Here is a 14,466-nt window from a genome sequence, read left to right as displayed (position 1 = left end):
CACTTCCGAGCCTCACCTACAGCTGTTGCCGCGGGCAGACTCTGCCGTTAAAGTAAATCCCTATCTTAACCGTCGCCACTTACCTCCCCATGCCCCAAGCAATAGATACCCTGATTCATGCGCGCTGGATTATTCCGGTAGTCCCCGCACAAAAAGTGTACGAGAACTGCTCACTCGCTGTTGAAGGCGGAAAAATTACCGCTCTGCTGCCATCGGCAGAAGCCAAGATACGCTTTAAGGCAAAGCGGGAAGTAGAGTTAGGACATCACGCCCTGATTCCCGGACTGATCAATACTCACAATCACGCGCCCATGACACTATTGCGGGGTTATGCTGATGACCGCCCCCTCAAGGAGTGGCTGGAGAAACATATCTGGCCAGCGGAACAACGCTGGGTGGGGCCGGAGTTTGTCGCAGATGGCAGCCGCCACGCTATTGCTGAAATGTTGCGCTCGGGCACTACCACCTTCTCAGATCAGTACTTCTACCCAGAAGCCGTAGCAATCGCCGCTCGGGAAACCGGCATCCGCGCTCATATCGCCTTCCCGATATTAGACGCACCCACTCCCTGGAGCCGCCACGCCGAAGAGGCCTTGCACAAAGGCTTGGCACTGCGCGACGACTACCGCGCCCATGAACGCATTGAAGTGATGTTTGCACCACACGCCCCTTATACAGTTGGCGATCAGACCCTGGAAAAAATCGCCGTGTGTTCCGCCGAGGCGCAAATTCCCGTGCAGATCCATCTGCATGAGACTTACCAAGAAGTGGAAACTGCGTTGAAACAAAATGGTGAACGCCCCACCGAACGACTACAGCGGCTAGGCCTAATGAGCCCACAAACGCTCTGTGTGCACATGGTAGCAACCAATGAACGGGACATAGAGTTGTTAAAAACCAGTGGTGCGCATGTGGCCCATTGCCCATCCTCCAACCTCAAGCTGGCCTCCGGCTTCTGCCCCACGGTCGAGATGCTCGACGCCGGTATCAATGTATCACTGGGCACCGATGGAGCCGCGAGTAACAATAGTCAGGACCTTTTTGCCGAGGCCAGTACCGCCGCCCTGCTCGCCAAAGCCGTAAGCGGCAAGGCCACTGCGCTTCCCGCTCACCAGGCACTGGCGATGGCCACCATCAATGGTGCCCGCGCCCTGGGAATTGAAGAGAAGACTGGCAGCCTGGAAATCGGCAAGAGCGCCGATATTGCCGCGATCGATCTATCCGGCCTCGAACAGCAACCAGTGCATGACCCTGTATCACAGTTAATTTATGCCAGCGGTGGGCACAATGTCAGCGATGTCTGGGTTGCCGGCAAACAACTGCTGGAGGAACGCCAGCTGTTGACCTTGAATGAAGCAGAGGTAATCCAGCGGGCGCAATTATGGCGTGATAGAATCGCCGGCCATTCACGCTAGGCGTTATTGGTTACGGTAATTCAACTGCAATAAGCAGCCAGCAATTAACGATTAACCGGGCAATTAAATTGACTCTCTTCGTCATTTATTGCCGCCCGTGAAGTACGGAAGTAGTCATTCGACCCTCCTCGTATTCGCGGACTAGGACCGGCTAATAGCCGGCGACAGCACCTCAGTGCTGAACTAACCCGGCACAAATTTATTTGCGGGTTGATAGCGACGGAGTATGCAGAGAATTTCATGAGTAATGTAGATCCCGCGGAAATCGCCAAATTCGAACAACTCGCCAGCCGCTGGTGGGACAAAGAAGGTGAATTTAAACCCCTTCACGAAATTAACCCATTGCGTGCTAATTATATCGATAGATACGCCTCGGTGGCTGGTAAAAAACTGTTGGATGTCGGTTGTGGCGGTGGCATTCTAGCCGAGGCAATGGCTCAGCGAGGCGCGACGGTAACCGGTATTGATATGGGCGAAGCCCCTCTCAATGTCGCCAAGCTACACGCCCTGGAAAGTGGCGTATCGGTAGATTATCGACGTATTACAGTGGAAGCACTTGCCGAGGAAGCCCCTGGAAGTTACGACGTTGTCACCTGCCTGGAAATGCTCGAGCATGTACCCGATCCTGCCTCGGTAATCCGCGCCTGTGCCAACTTGGTCAAACCCGGCGGGCACCTGTTTTTTTCGACGATCAACCGCACCCCTAAAGGCTGGCTTTTCGGGGTGGTGGGAGCGGAATATATCCTACGCTTACTACCCAAAGGCACCCACGAATACAGCAAATTTATCCGACCTTCGGAAATGGGTGCCTGGCTGCGCGAGGCGGATCTGGAGTTACGCGACATCACCGGCATGACCTATAACCCGGTAACCCGCACCTATAAACTGAACCCCCGCGACGTCGACGTCAATTACCTGATGTATGCCAGCAAACCCGAATAAGCGAACCATAGAATGAAAGCAGTTTTATTTGATCTGGATGGCACACTCCTCGACACCGCACCAGACTTTATTGTCGTGCTCAATCAGTTGCGCCACCAGGAGCAACTCCCTCCCCTGCCCGATCAGGTTATCCGTGGCACCGTCTCTAGCGGCTCGCGAGCACTGGTCACCCTGGGGTTTGGCAAGCAGGAAGGCGATCCTGAATTTTCCAGCCTTTTGCAGCGCCTACTGGATCTTTACCTGGCACACCTCGCAGAGCAGACCGTACCTTTTCCCGGCATAGAGCCATTACTTGATACGCTGGCACAAAATGAAATCCCCTGGGGTATCGTTACCAACAAGCCCGAAGCGTTTACTGTGCCCCTTATGCGAGCATTCGAATACCTGCCGCCAGCCTCCACTGTGATTTGCCCGGATCATGTGAGCAAGTCCAAGCCGGACCCTGAAGCCATACTGCTCGCCTGCAGCAAAATAGGCTGCACTCCAGCGGATGCCGTTTATATAGGGGATCATCAGCGAGATATCATTGCCGGCCAGCGTGCGGGCATGCCTACCATTGCTTGCGCATACGGATATATTGATGCCTCCGACGATCCTGCTAACTGGGGTGCCGATCACCTGGTCAGCTCAGTGGATGAAATCTGGCCCCTACTCCAGCAACATTATATTTAACCTTCGAAACCATGCCCGGCCCGATGCTGGGCGCCAGCATCAGGATGTTTCATGTCTGAATATGCCGGCGACTATGTCGCTCCATCAAACCTACTAAAAGATAAAATCATACTTGTAACCGGCGCTGGTGACGGTATCGGCAAGGTTGCAGCAAAGACTTTCGCCGCACACGGAGCCACTGTAATCTTACTGGGACGCACCACTCCAAAACTTGAGATGGTCTATGACGAGATTGAGGCCGCAGGAGGACCGCAGCCGGCCATTTTCCCAATGGACCTCAATGAAGCCAAAATAGAGCACTTTGAAAATTTTGCCGAGGCCATTGAACAGGAGTTTGGCCGTCTCGATGGGCTACTTCACAATGCCAGCCTCCTCGGGCAGCGCACCCCTCTGGCAAATTACAATTTCTCCGCCTGGCAACAGGTTATGCAGGTCAATGTTAATGCCGTATTTGGGCTCACCAAAACACTACTGCCATTACTAGAAAAATCCGAAGCCGGATCAGTGGTATTCACCAGTTCCAGCGTAGGCCTAAAGGGAAGGGCTTATTGGGGTGCCTACTCTGTATCAAAGTTCGCAACAGAAGGCCTTATGCAGGTATTGGCCGATGAATTGGATGGTGTATCCAATGTACGGGTGAATAGCCTCAACCCAGGCGCAACTCGCACCCCAATGCGCGCAACAGCCTATCCGGCAGAAAACCCCAAATCTGTGGCGGCACCAGAAGAAATTATGCCCACCTACCTCTACTTAATGGGCGATGACAGCCGCAGTCAAAGCGGCAAACACTTTAGCGCTCAAAAACGCTGAACCCATGTAAATAGTAAAAAACCGGGTAAAACCCGGTTTTTTACTAAGGCATCAACAAAAAAATGCCCTTGCGTCACTTACTTGGGGATTTCTCTCCCAATGAATCTCTCTGCCCGACACCCTTATCGGTTGCCGCATGCTCAGGCACATCCGCAAAGATGTCCCCTTCAAATTCCATCATCTCACTGCCATCAAGCATTTCCTTCTGAGCACCATTTCCAGAAAAGTCCTGCTCTATGTTTTTCCCCTGCTGGCTCTGAGACAGGCTAACCATGCTCGTAGCGGCAAAGGCCTCCCCTGCAAAAGAGAGTCGCAACCCCTCAAAACTAAGGTAACCTAGCGTGGCCAATAGAACTGCGGGAGTAATAAGACCTTTCATTTTCCGCCCCTGGATAGTTTTTGCCTATATTTTTAACCCAACCAATAGCTAAGCGCTCGACAACCTCCTAATGTAAGCGCTGCTCTTACAAATGAGCCGGCCTGAACACTAAAGAGTGGCAGGGTGACCCATTTTTATGGAAGCTATTTTTCCATGTAGGTTCCACTAAAAGCGTGCTGAGACGCACAAATCCAATTGTCCATCACCAACTGCTCCGGCAAAATAAAGCCAACAACCGGCAAAAGCGTAATAAATAGTCATGACTCGAATTTTTATAATCTCCCTTCTAGCGATCCTTACCTCCAGTGTTTATGCAGATTCACTTGGAAAGCAGCTCAAACACTGCTCTAAAGTGACATCCAATACAGACCGATTGGCCTGCTACGATAAGCTCAGTAACTCCATTGAAAGGCGAGCCGAACAAAATTTTGGTCAAGAGTATAAGCAAACTGTAGAGACACCTGAGTCTATTGAGGCAAGAATCACTGAGATTCAAGAGAGCACTCACAATAAAAAGATTATCACTCTGGAGAATGGTCAGATTTGGAAGCAGAATGATACAGGACGCATTTTCTGGAAGGCCGGCGATCTAATTATCGTAGAACGTGCAATGTTTGGCTCCTTCTTTATGAAACCCGCCAATGGCGGAAAGAAAATGCGAGTTAAGCGCCTAAAATAATTTATCTTTTATTAACTGGGCGTTTGCTGCGCCCAGCCCCTCCCACAAAAACCCATCAGTCAGCCTTTATTGGGCGCAAAATTCAACTTTCATCTATCGTTAAGGTGAAAAGGGCGCCAAGAGCGCCTGGAGAGACTGAACAAAGCATATCGTTCACGCAGTCAACAGAAGGTTTAAGCACTTGTCCCGAGAAAACTTTTACTCAAGGGATGAAGACTGGCTGAAGGATACAGACAACGCCCTCTCCGATTCCTGCTCCAATGCGGAAAATCGCGGTCAGGCAGAAGATGCCGAACCCGATATCGAAGAGATCCATTCAGTTGGGGAATCGCTCAGCGAAAGTGGCAGCACCCCAATGCAAAGCTATCTCAAGCACCTATACAGACTTGAGCTGCTTACCCCAGAGGAGGAACACAGTACCACCTGCCTACTGCGGGATCTCGAAGATACCCTGATTGAGAAATTACAGCAGTGCGGAACCGAGCTTGTGCAATTGCGTAGTGAAGGCGTGGAGCAGCGGGGCAGTACCGGTGCCTATGACCACGGCCTGATAATTGCTCGCACGGAGATGTTACTGTCACTCGAAGAACTCACCCGACGAGAAAGAAGCAAACTCGGTGGGCTTCTGAGACGCTTTCAGGAGCAAAGAAAAAAGCTGATTCAGTGCAATTTACGCCTGGTAATCGCTATTGCCAAGCGCTTTCGCAATCCCTCGGTCCCTTTTATTGATCTGATTCAGGAGGGGAACGTCGGCTTGATGAAAGCAATAGAGCGCTTCAAGCCGCAAATGGGCTACCGATTTTCAACCTACGCCTACTGGTGGATTCAGCAGGAAATACAACTGGCTATGCGGCGCAATGAAGATTTGGTTCGCCAGCCAGCCAATGTGCAGGATGACTTACGCACAATTTACCGTGCCATCGGCGAGGTACGCGCATTAGGCCAGCCCGCATCCGATGAAAATCTAGCCAGGCACACGGGGCTTGACCTGGAACGAATTCAAAGCTTGCTCAAGCTACCCGGCCCAACAGGCTCACTGGACGACCCTGTCGCAGACGACCAGAGCAGTACCCGCTTGGATTACGCTCCCGCCGACGAACTTTACAATACCGATGAATTGGTCACCAACCAAGAGCTGGCAGAGCGACTACGCGAAGCTGTCGACCGCCTGCCAGCTAGGCAAAGGACGGTATTGAACCTGCGCTATGGACTTATTTCAGACAAGGATTGCTCTTTCAGAGTTATCGGCGAACAGCTTGGGCTTAGTCAGGAACGCGCCCGCCAACTGCACTCCGATGCCATTCGTCAACTGAAACGTCAGTGGCGATAACCGTCCAAAAACTCCGCGGCCTGGGGCTGATCTCAGCCCCAGGCAAACTTGAGGAAGCCGGTGGCGGTCAATAGGTAGCGTGCTTGCCTTCAATCACTTTCCCACTAGTCTTAGTTACAGCTCTTGCAACTATGATCCTCACAACCCATGCGTAAATATTCCCAAAATGGTATAAGCAGCAACACAGCATTGGGCTGTACACTTTTGCTCGCCTGGATTCTCCCCGGAGCCCCTGCCACTATCGCCGAGCAGGAAATTATTATCAGCGCAGGAAAGGGGCTAGGAAATGTCCTGATGCAGAGAGACTCGATTTCAGCCGCCAAAGTAGGCGGTATCAACTATTCCTACCTATTCACCTCTTTCAACAATGCCAATAATTCCTGGCAGTGGTGGGGACAAGGCAGTTATTCCTATATCCGCCTGGAACACCTCAATAAAACCCAACAGCAAAATATTCTTGAAATCAAACCGGTGCTGCGTTGGTATCCGCGCAGTGAACCCCTCGGTAGCTTTGGCGAGGCGGGTGTCGGCGCTTCTTATTTAAGCCAGCAGAAGTTTGGTGATATTCGACTCAGCACCAAGGTAAATTTTGCCTTACATTTTGCTCTGGGCTATCGCTTCAGTAGCGGCCATACACTATCGCTGCGCTATAGCCACTTTTCCAATGCCTATACGAATATCCCCAATCCCGGTTTTGATTTTGCCTCATTTAATGGGCACTTTAATTTTTAATCAACCTCAAACATAATCAGCCTCTGGCCGGATGGAAGAGCCAACTAAATCCCGATAGATATTTATGGTCTTTTTAACGATTTCTTCATGAAAAAAACCATTTAACTCCACTTTATCCTGCTGCTCCATTAAAGCCAGACCCACATCACATAAAGCTTGCGAATCTCCCCGCTCAACAACTCCCTTTGGGAAGCAGCCTTCCAGCACCTCTCCAGCACAAGTATCTTTATAGGCAACTACAGAGCACCCCATCGCCAAAGCCTGCATAGCACTTTGGCCGCTAGGCTCACCAGGGCTGGCCAAACTGAAAGTCAATTGAGAGGAGGCATAGAGCTCCCGTAAATCCTTTCTCTCTCCCAGAAAAAGTACTTTCCCTTCCAGCCCCAACTCTTGAGCCAGTTGCTCCAACTTGCGGATATGGTGTAAATCACCACCCTTTGATGCCCCTACCACCAACCCCAATAAATCCTCCCGGCTAGTTACGGCCCGCGCCAGAGCGTGCAAAAACACCTTCAGCTCACCCTTTTCAGACAAGGGGCCCGAATACAGCCACCAATTTTTTCCCTCCAGTTGCGGATAGCTGTTCAGGAAACGCAGATGCCATTGGCCCGATACAGGTTTACTGCGATCGAACTCCCGAGAACTAATGCCCCAGTGCACGATATGGGTAGGATTAACCAATTTTTCCCCAAGATGCGCTTTCAGGTGGCTGGCAATTCCATCGGATGATGCGATCACACATGGCCCGGAAACCAACCCTACATCCCTTCGACTGGGCGAATAATAACCATCGACATGAGTGACCAAACTGGGGCGTGTATTGACATCCATACCATCCCAAGCTCTCCAGACCATCTGGGCGGTTAAACGCCCATGGACATGGATCACATCGGCATTTAAATTCTGTAGGACATTGCGTAAGCGGCGCACAAGAGCCATAGCCCAAAAAGGCTTCTTGTTCAAAGGCAATCGGATATGTTGGACATCATGCAGTTCGAGGCGCGCCACCAAGGCCCCCCCGGCTGAGATCACAATTGGTTTTGCGTCCTGCCGAGCCAACTCCTGAATGAAATCCAGCGCAGCCTTACCTCTATCTCCAGGCTCCAATTCAGGCCAGATTTGTACAATTCTCAAAATATCTACCGCAAAAGTGGAACAAAGAGAGTATTTTGACCCTCACAGAAGTAATTTCCCAGTAGATTCCACACAGATTTGCAACAAACCCCTCTGGCAAGGCCAATTTACCTGCGCAGTCACTTGGTATCAGACGGGCTTCTCGAGTGCTAACATAATTCGCCTCAACACATTCAGGGAAAAGTAATGTTCCAACGCTACTTCACACGGTCAATCGCTCTTGTTCTTATATTATTTGTTGGCACAGCCTCTGCAGCCGAAACAGATCAAGGTATTTTCTGGAAAGCCACCAAGGAGGATAAAACTGTCTACCTGCTGGGATCTATCCACCTGGCCACAGAAGACTATTACCCAATGCGCTCCCAGATTGAGCGTGCCTATGCCCAAAGTGATGCCGTTGCTGTTGAAGCTGATATCCTCGCCGCCGAAAGCGATATGTTGATACAGCAGAAAATTATGATGGAGTCTGTTTATCAGGGAGAACGCAGCCTGCGTGATGACCTCCCCGCAGATTTGTACAAGAAATTACAAGCCTGGATGCACAAACGCAACATGCCGGAGGCTATGTTTATTCGCCAGCGCCCAGCCATCGCCATGATTTCCATGAGTATGATCGAAATGCAGGCCCAGGGTCTCAACCCGGAACTGGGTATCGATCGCCACTTCCTAAGTAAGGCTAAAAAGGACGGCAAACCGGTATTGGAACTGGAGGGGGTTCTACAGCAATTCCAGCTATTAAATGGCCTGGATAATCCCGCCCTTCTACTCCAGCAGACGCTTGAGCAGCTGGAAGATATCTCTTCCTTTTTACCAAAGCTCACTAGTGCATGGAAAGCCGGAGACGACAAAGCTCTCAATCGACTGATTATTCTCGATGGCCTTGAAGAAAGTCCCGAGTACCAGCCACTTTATGAAAAATTGTTTTTTCAGCGCAACGAGAAAATGGCGAACAAAATAATCTTAAAAGCGCCGAAGTATCAGAAACTCTTTGTGGTTGTCGGCGCCGGCCATTTAGTCGGCCAAGGCAGCATTGCTGAGCTGATGAAGCAAAAAGGCTATAAGCTGGAGCGTATCTAAACTTTCACTTATCAGGAAAACAATTGAGCTACAACCAGCTTCATTTCCACCCAAGAAACACTTGTAGAAGTATACACAGCTGCAGGTGTTTCACGGGCTTACTTAAGAACACCCATCCCTTACTCGGCCATATCCCAAGACCTTCTCTTTATAAGTAAACCCTACCCCAGAAAACCGAAAAATCATCAAACCTACTTGCTAAACTGCAACAATACGCAGCTAAAGATACAGCCGCCTCTAAGGACACTGCATGAAATACTACGCCCTGTATTTCGCCCTAACCTGTGTACTTTTATCTCCCTTCGCCACTGCTGATAAGGCCAAAACTGAAGGGGGACTAAAAATTACGTCCAAGGATGAAAATTTTTCTGCAGAACTCGGCGGCCGCATTCACTTTGACACATATTTTTTTGACAAAGATAAAAACTACTATGACACCATCTTGTTTGATACAGAACTTGAAGAACCCGTAAACACTACAGATTTTCGTCGAGTACGACTAAAAATGCGGGGAAAATTGTGGAAATGGGAATACGAACTGGAAAGAGACTTTGCCTCCTCTGGAACTGGAGGATTAAGGACTGTATACCTGGGCACTAAAGTCTTTGATGGAAGCCTCCGCATAGGAAATTTTAAACCCAGCCGCTCGATGAACCAACTCACTTCCTCCAATCAAATCACCATGATGGAGAGATCCTTTGCCTCATCCGCTGGTATTTACGACAACCGCGGCAGGCAACAGGGCATTGGCTGGCATACCCATTGGTGCTGTCATACCTATGGGGTCACCCTTTTTAATCTGCGCAACCCCGGTGATCCACGCAACGAGGGTATTGGTGCCGCCACCCGATTTACCTGGGCCCCAATCAGTAACTTCGACAGTACTGTACATCTGGGCGCTTCATTCAGCTATGAAGACGCCAATGAAGACACGCCACCGCGCGAGGCACTAGTCGAATACGCAGGGCGTCGCGGCCCAGAACAACTGGTTGCACTGAGCCCCGGTGGTGGTGAATTTTTCTTCGGTGATTTTGGCGATGATGAATTTTATCAGGGCGACCCCGGTGGAGATGTGTGGATTCTGGGATTAGAACTCGCTGGCGCCTATGGGCCTTTTTACGCCCAGTCTGAATACGCTTTTGGGAATTTTTCCGGAGATTTCTATTTATCCGAATTTACATTTTTTGAGTTCTTTGGTGCGCCGCCTCGTTTTTTTTGTGACCCATATACCGGTTGTTTTATCGGAGACCAAGATGTACGCACTTGGTATATCGTGGGAAGTTGGGCGATCACTGGTCAGCACAAACCCTATGATGAGAAAAATGGAGTTTTCAGATCTATCAAACCTACTCCACCAGAGAGCGCCTTCGAGATTACTGCACGCTACGATACCATCGAAAACCGGGATATTCCCGGCATGAAGGTAAGTAATTTTGTTTTTGGGTTTAATTACTATTTTAATCCCAAAGTGCGCCTGATGCTGAACGTGACTCTCGGGGATGATAAATTTACCGGCGATCAAACCAAGCAGCTTGCTATTCGCATGCAGGGATTCTGGTAAGCAGAACACCCCCGGTGAAAACCCACCGGGGCTTTATTAGGAGCGGAGCGTTAGCCCACTTGCTGAGCTTTAGTGGGGTCGAAAATTTCAACCTCTCTAGCTTGGCCGGTTTTACCAACAGGATTTTCAAAACGACTTAGCGCCTGCTCTCTTTGGCGTTGCGCCTCCAATACATTAGCCTCTTTGATGTGCCCGTAACCTTTAATAACCTCAGGATAACTGAGCAATTCAATAGCCGCCTGGTGGTTTTGTTCGTTCAACTGCCCCACCACTTTCTCAACCAGTTGCTCATACTCAGTGATTAAAGACCGCTCCATACGTCGCTCAGCGGTATAGCCGAAAATATCCAGAGCAGTACCGCGCAGGAACTTTAATTTGGCCAAGGCTCCGAATGCTTTGTGCATCCAACCACCAAACTTCATTTTGCGAGGACGCCCCAACACTTTGTCGAAACGGGCCAGTAATGGCGGTGCCAAGTTGAATTCGAGGTCAAAGTCTCCGCTAAAATTCTCCCGCAAAGATTGAGTAAAGCGCCCGTCAGTGTAGAGGCGCGCAACCTCATACTCATCCTTGTAAGCGAGCAACTTGGCATAATTTTGCGCAACCACTTCGGCGACCATTTGGCGCCCGGGTACCTTAAGGGTTTCCGCCGCTTTAACTTTATCCACCAAAACTTGGTAGCGCTTAGCCAACTCTACATTTTGATAGCCAGTCAGATGCTCAACCCGGTGAGCAACAATTTCATCCAGACCTTTGGGTAGCTGTACAGGCGCTCGATCGTGAGCAAGCAACCGGTTTAGAGCTTTGCGGTCTGCGGCAGCAAGGCGCCCGGCAGCAAAGCCCTGCAGATTGCCCTCCACTGCCACACCATTCAGCTCAATTGCCTGTAACAGCGACGCTTGGGAAAGTGGCAATAGGCCTTTTTGCCAAGCAAAGCCCAACATAAATATATTGGCCGCCAGAGTATCTCCAAGTGCAGATTTGGTCAGACGGTGAGCCTCAACAGAATCCAGCGCGTTAACCGCGTTACTTAGGGTATCGAGAACGGCTTGCGGAGAGTGAGCATCCTCACGCCCCAAAACGGTGGCAGCGGTGGGGCTCAGGTGGGTATTCACCACCGCACGACTGTGGGTTTCATCCAGCTTGGCCAAACAGGCGGCGAGATTTCCCGCAGCGATCAAATCACAGGCCATCAGTGCATCGGCGCGACCATCGGAGATTCGCACCGCTTGCAATGCTTCTGGGTGGGCTGCAAAACGAATATGGGAATACACCGCGCCGCCTTTTTGCGCGAGGCCGGTCTGATCCAGGGTACTGCAGGCTTTGCCTTCTATATGGGCCGCCATCGCCAACAGAGCACCAATAGTCACCACCCCGGTACCACCCACTCCTGTCACCAGGAAATTAAAGGGCTCATCCAGACCCGGCAGTTGTGGTGCAGACAGCTTTTCTGCCTCTGTGCGCAAGACATCGCCAACGCCCGCACCTTTAGCCAAGCGCCCACCTTTTACCGTCACAAACGAGGGACAGAAGCCATTGATACAGGAGAGATCCTGATTACAACCGGTCTGGTTAACACGGCGCTTGTCCCCCAAAGCGGTAGAAACCTTTTCCACGGCAATACAGCTGGATTGCTGCACACAGTCGCCACAGCCTTCACACACCAACTCATTAATAAAGGGGCGCCCCTCAGCCTGGGGTAGTAAGCCGCGCTTGCGCTTACGGCGCAATTCAGTAGCACAGGTCTGGTCGTAAATAATGACCGTACACCCTTCCACCTCACGCAACTCCTCCATGACCGCCGGCATATAATCCCGATGGCGAATCTCTACCTCGGAAGGGAAGCTCAGGGCGCCCTGATATTTGTCTGGGTTGTCCATCACCAGAACAACCTTCTGCACACCCTCGGCCAGCACTTGGCGGCAAATCATATCCGGTGCCAGCTCTCCATCATGGGGCTGGCCACCTGTCATGGCGACGGCATCGTTGAACAGGATTTTGTAGGTGATATTTACCTTAGCGGCGACAGAAGCGCGAATTGCGAGGACCCCCGAGTGGAAATAAGTACCATCCCCCAGGTTCACAAATACATGCTTTTCATCGGTGAAAGGCGCCTGCCCCACCCAGTTGACTCCTTCGGCGCCCATTTGAGTAAAGGTGAACGTCTCGCGGTCCAGCCACTGGGCCATATAGTGGCAGCCGATTCCGGCAAGGGCGCGACTGCCCTCAGGCACTTTGGTGGAACGGTTATGCGGGCAGCCGGCACAAAACATGGGTAGGCGAGAAACATTGGAACCCGCTTGTTGCGCGATGCGCTGGGCCAGGGCATTAAGGCGCATCAAGCGATGTCGCCCGCGCTCACCCAGCTTACCCTGATCCAAAATCAGACCAAGCACCTGGGAAATAATGGCCGGAGATAGCTCACCATAGGCGGGCATCAGCGGTTGATCGTGTTCATCTACTTTCCCGAGAATACGCGGGAAATTGGGGTCTTTGAGGTGGACGTTGTACAGCTCCTCTTTCAGCTGCACCTCCATCAGACTACGCTTCTCCTCCAGCACCAGTAGAGTATCTAAGCCGCGGGCAAACTCCTGAATTCCAGGTACATCGAGGGGATAGGTCATCCCCACTTTGAGGATACGAATGCCCAATTGCCGGGCTTTTTCCTCATTAATTCCCATGTCCTCGAAGGCCTGCATCAAGTCCAGGTGAGCCTTACCGGTAGTGACGATACCAAGAGTGGCATTAGAGTTTTCCAGCACTACCTTGTTCAGCTTGTTCGCCCGAGCAAAGGCCAGAGCCGCCGGGCGCTTATAGCGCCACAGACGCTCTTCCTGTTCGAGGGGGTTATCCTGCTTGCGGATATTCAGGCCACCTGCGGGGCGCTCGATCTCGGGATAATTGAACTGCACCCGCTGGGGATCGACTTCCACGGTAGCGGAACTATCCATATTCTCTGCCAGAGTGATCATTGCCACCCAGCAGCCACTAAAACGGGACAGCTCCAGGCCATAGTGGCCGTAATCCAAGACCTCCTGCACAGTTGCAGGATTCAAGACTGGAAGATGCATATCCACGAAAGCAAATTCCGACTGCCCCGGGTAGGAAGAGGACTTACAGCCGTGGTCATCCCCAGCGATAATAAGAGCACCACCCTTTGGCGAGGAACCCGCAGCATTGGCGTGACGGAAGGCATCACATGAGCGATCCACGCCCGGAGTCTTGCCATACCAGATACCACAAACGCCATCGACTTGAGCGCCATCGAATAGGCCAACCTGCTGGGAGCCCCACACGGCCGTCGCGGCCAGCTCCTCATTCACGCCCGGCTGAAATCGAATATTGTGCTGATCCAGTAACTTTTTGGCCCTTGAGAGCTGCAAGTCATACCCACCGAGGGGAGAGCCGCGGTAACCGGAGATAAAAGTTGCGGTATTTAAACCGCGAGCTTGGTCCATCCGCATCTGGTCAATGGGCAGACGCACCAGCGCCTGGATCCCCGAAAGAAGCACACGGCCTTTGAGGGTGGTAAAGCGATCATCCAGTGAGATTTGTTTTTTCCCCTGGGAGTCCAACGCGCGCTGGGGACTGGCTACTTTTTCAGTCATACACCTAGTTTCCGGTCATTTATTCTTCTCGAAACCCAGTTCGAGTTATAAGTCATTATTCTTCCGAATTGCTCCGTCTCGGTAGTTAGCTGATCACTTTTTCGGCACCCTGCAAAACTCTCTGGCG

The 14,466-nt window shown here is 51.3% G+C and carries 12 protein-coding genes; 9 read left to right on the top strand and 3 right to left on the bottom strand.

Annotated features, from left to right (window positions below; translation table 11 throughout):
* Window positions 1–89 precede the first annotated feature (89 nt).
* From ACJJI0_RS01050 to ACJJI0_RS01035, 4 genes are all read left to right on the top strand, one after another.
* Window positions 90–1,415, top strand: coding sequence for a TRZ/ATZ family hydrolase (locus tag ACJJI0_RS01050; RefSeq protein WP_444884292.1), 1,326 nt, complete (start codon window positions 90–92; stop codon window positions 1,413–1,415).
* Window positions 1,416–1,655: 240 nt separating this feature from the next.
* Window positions 1,656–2,357: a bifunctional 2-polyprenyl-6-hydroxyphenol methylase/3-demethylubiquinol 3-O-methyltransferase UbiG gene (ubiG, locus tag ACJJI0_RS01045; RefSeq protein ID WP_252082389.1), complete on the top strand. Its 702-nt coding sequence runs from the start codon at window positions 1,656–1,658 to the stop codon at window positions 2,355–2,357.
* A 12-nt stretch (window positions 2,358–2,369) separates the two neighbouring features.
* Window positions 2,370–3,029 carry an HAD family hydrolase gene (locus ACJJI0_RS01040; protein WP_444884291.1) on the top strand — a complete coding sequence of 220 codons (660 nt, stop codon included), beginning with the start codon at window positions 2,370–2,372 and terminating at the stop codon, window positions 3,027–3,029.
* A gap of 51 nt (window positions 3,030–3,080) precedes the next feature.
* Complete coding sequence (locus ACJJI0_RS01035; protein WP_444884290.1) at window positions 3,081–3,839, top strand: YciK family oxidoreductase; 759 nt, start codon at window positions 3,081–3,083, stop codon at window positions 3,837–3,839.
* 73 nt (window positions 3,840–3,912) lie between these two features.
* Here ACJJI0_RS01035 and ACJJI0_RS01030 read toward each other — a convergent pair whose 3' ends face one another.
* Complete coding sequence (locus tag ACJJI0_RS01030; RefSeq protein ID WP_444884289.1) at window positions 3,913–4,218, bottom strand: hypothetical protein; 306 nt, start codon at window positions 4,216–4,218, stop codon at window positions 3,913–3,915.
* Between the two features lie 259 nt (window positions 4,219–4,477).
* Here ACJJI0_RS01030 and ACJJI0_RS01025 point away from each other — a divergent pair, with 259 nt between their 5' ends.
* From ACJJI0_RS01025 to ACJJI0_RS01015, 3 genes are all read left to right on the top strand, one after another.
* The gene (locus ACJJI0_RS01025; protein WP_444884288.1) at window positions 4,478–4,897 is read left to right on the top strand and encodes a hypothetical protein; all 420 of its coding nucleotides are present in this window, start codon (window positions 4,478–4,480) and stop codon (window positions 4,895–4,897) included.
* Between the two features lie 181 nt (window positions 4,898–5,078).
* A complete protein-coding gene (locus ACJJI0_RS01020) occupies window positions 5,079–6,227 on the top strand; it encodes a sigma-70 family RNA polymerase sigma factor (protein WP_252082396.1) in 1,149 nt (382 codons plus the stop codon).
* Between the two features lie 147 nt (window positions 6,228–6,374).
* Complete coding sequence (locus tag ACJJI0_RS01015) at window positions 6,375–6,959, top strand: acyloxyacyl hydrolase (RefSeq protein WP_444884287.1); 585 nt, start codon at window positions 6,375–6,377, stop codon at window positions 6,957–6,959.
* Window positions 6,960–6,965: 6 nt separating this feature from the next.
* Here the strand turns inward: ACJJI0_RS01015 and ACJJI0_RS01010 are convergent, their stop codons facing one another.
* A complete protein-coding gene (locus ACJJI0_RS01010) occupies window positions 6,966–8,093 on the bottom strand; it encodes a glycosyltransferase (protein WP_444884286.1) in 1,128 nt (375 codons plus the stop codon).
* Between the two features lie 186 nt (window positions 8,094–8,279).
* Here ACJJI0_RS01010 and ACJJI0_RS01005 point away from each other — a divergent pair, with 186 nt between their 5' ends.
* Together ACJJI0_RS01005 and ACJJI0_RS01000 are read left to right on the top strand one after the other, a co-directional pair.
* The gene (locus ACJJI0_RS01005; RefSeq protein ID WP_444884285.1) at window positions 8,280–9,170 is read left to right on the top strand and encodes a TraB/GumN family protein; all 891 of its coding nucleotides are present in this window, start codon (window positions 8,280–8,282) and stop codon (window positions 9,168–9,170) included.
* Between the two features lie 250 nt (window positions 9,171–9,420).
* The gene (locus ACJJI0_RS01000) at window positions 9,421–10,731 is read left to right on the top strand and encodes an OprO/OprP family phosphate-selective porin (protein WP_444884284.1); all 1,311 of its coding nucleotides are present in this window, start codon (window positions 9,421–9,423) and stop codon (window positions 10,729–10,731) included.
* 50 nt (window positions 10,732–10,781) lie between these two features.
* On the opposite strand, the gene ACJJI0_RS00995 is transcribed toward ACJJI0_RS01000, so the two are convergent.
* A complete protein-coding gene (locus tag ACJJI0_RS00995) occupies window positions 10,782–14,339 on the bottom strand; it encodes an indolepyruvate ferredoxin oxidoreductase family protein (protein ID WP_444884283.1) in 3,558 nt (1,185 codons plus the stop codon).
* Window positions 14,340–14,466: the final 127 nt, after the last annotated feature.

The sequence above is a fragment of the Microbulbifer mixtoriginis (SeqCode) genome, assembly GCF_052466695.1.
This window is presented reverse-complemented; position numbering and strand designations above follow the sequence as displayed.

Coding starts and splice junctions, on each gene's coding strand:
- ACJJI0_RS01015 (WP_444884287.1), top strand. CDS start 6,375: ATGCGTAAATATTCCCAAAATGGTATAAGCAGCAACACAGCATTGGGC.
- ACJJI0_RS01000 (WP_444884284.1), top strand. CDS start 9,421: ATGAAATACTACGCCCTGTATTTCGCCCTAACCTGTGTACTTTTATCT.
- ACJJI0_RS01040 (WP_444884291.1), top strand. CDS start 2,370: ATGAAAGCAGTTTTATTTGATCTGGATGGCACACTCCTCGACACCGCA.
- ACJJI0_RS01050 (WP_444884292.1), top strand. CDS start 90: ATGCCCCAAGCAATAGATACCCTGATTCATGCGCGCTGGATTATTCCG.
- ACJJI0_RS01025 (WP_444884288.1), top strand. CDS start 4,478: ATGACTCGAATTTTTATAATCTCCCTTCTAGCGATCCTTACCTCCAGT.
- ACJJI0_RS00995 (WP_444884283.1), bottom strand. CDS start 14,339: ATGACTGAAAAAGTAGCCAGTCCCCAGCGCGCGTTGGACTCCCAGGGG.
- ACJJI0_RS01005 (WP_444884285.1), top strand. CDS start 8,280: ATGTTCCAACGCTACTTCACACGGTCAATCGCTCTTGTTCTTATATTA.
- ACJJI0_RS01030 (WP_444884289.1), bottom strand. CDS start 4,218: ATGAAAGGTCTTATTACTCCCGCAGTTCTATTGGCCACGCTAGGTTAC.
- ACJJI0_RS01035 (WP_444884290.1), top strand. CDS start 3,081: ATGTCTGAATATGCCGGCGACTATGTCGCTCCATCAAACCTACTAAAA.
- ubiG (WP_252082389.1), top strand. CDS start 1,656: ATGAGTAATGTAGATCCCGCGGAAATCGCCAAATTCGAACAACTCGCC.